This window comes from Pseudomonas sp. Fl5BN2 (genome assembly GCF_009908205.1).
Lineage (GTDB): Bacteria > Pseudomonadota > Gammaproteobacteria > Pseudomonadales > Pseudomonadaceae > Aquipseudomonas.
In genome coordinates, this window is sequence record NZ_JAAARL010000055.1 from 1 (window position 1) to 1,234 (window position 1,234).

Sequence of the window (1,234 nt, forward strand, 5' to 3'; positions counted from 1 at the left end):
GGCTTGTAGTGGTCCAGTTTTTTTGGACCATCCTGTAGGAGTATTAGGCCGCCAGCCTTTCAAAAGCAGCTGGCGGCAGGTTGTTCGAGGCAGAGTGACAACGCCGATGGTTGTAATGAGCGATAAAATCCATCACATCCTTCTGTGCCTCGAAGTGATTCTGGTAGCCATTCTCAGGCGACCAATCGTGTTTCAGTGTTCGGAAATAACGCTCTACTACGGCATTGTCCCAGCAGTTTGCGCGTCGACTCATGCTCTGCACGATCTGCTTCTCAGCCAGATACTCGACAAAACGATCCGCCGTGTACTGGCAGCCCTGATCCGAGTGAAACACCAGCGCTGAACCCGGTCGACGTATACCAACAGCCAGCCGTAAGGCCTTGAGCGACAGCTCTGCATCGGCAGTCCTGGAAAAAGCCCAGCCGACGATCCGGCGTGAAAAAAGATCCATGACGATAGCCAGGTACAACCAACTGCCACCGACCCGGATGTAAGTAATGTCGCCTGCCCAAAATGTGTTGGGCGATGAGGGGTTAAAGCGACGATCAAGGACATTCGCTGCAGCATTGGCGGGTTTACTGGCACGACGATAGTGGGCGTAACGGGCTCGTCGCCTGACCAGTCCAAGACTTTTCATCAGGTGGCCCATACGGTGGCGCCCAATCACGACACCCTGTTTTTTGAGCGCCCTGATAAACCCTCGGGCACCCAGAGCGCCCCGATGCTCGCGGTGCAGTTGCCGTATTGTCTTTTCCAGATGTCGCTCAACCCGGGGCTCAGGTCGGGCCACGGGCTTAGCGTAATAGCTGCTGCGAGGCACGCCCAGAAGTCGGCAAACGTGCCGGACAGAGAGCAGCCCTTTCAAACCCTCGATCACTTGATTCGGCTGAACAGCACCTTCAGATGAGAGGGCAACTGCTTTTTTAGGACACTGTTCTCGGCTTCCAGCAACGCCAGCCTGGCCTGCAGTGAATCAATCAGTTCCTGATCCTGAGGACGTGTGGGTTGCGAGGCTCCTTCATGCTCCTTGCGCCATCTCGCTACCCAGCGACGCAGGGCTGTGGGCCCAACGCCAGTCTGCTCACATGCCTTGGGCACGGAGTAATTCATCTCCACGACCAAGCGAATGGCTTCAGCCTTTTCTTCAGCGGTAACGACCCGAAATCCCATGATGCTTCCTTAGGTTGAAACTCCTACAGAGTGGTCCAGGAACATTGAGCCACAACAGCTTGCC

The 1,234-nt window shown here is 55.7% G+C and carries 2 protein-coding genes; both read right to left on the bottom strand.

From position 1 onward, the window contains the following. Nucleotides 1–43 precede the first annotated feature (43 nt). Complete coding sequence (locus GV819_RS32510) at nt 44–877, bottom strand: IS3 family transposase (protein WP_218586323.1); 834 nt, start codon at nt 875–877, stop codon at nt 44–46. Beyond that, nucleotides 874–1,170: a transposase gene (locus GV819_RS32515; protein ID WP_161760112.1), complete on the bottom strand. Its 297-nt coding sequence runs from the start codon at nt 1,168–1,170 to the stop codon at nt 874–876. Before GV819_RS32515 ends, GV819_RS32510 begins: the two co-directional genes overlap by 4 nt. Nucleotides 1,171–1,234: the final 64 nt, after the last annotated feature.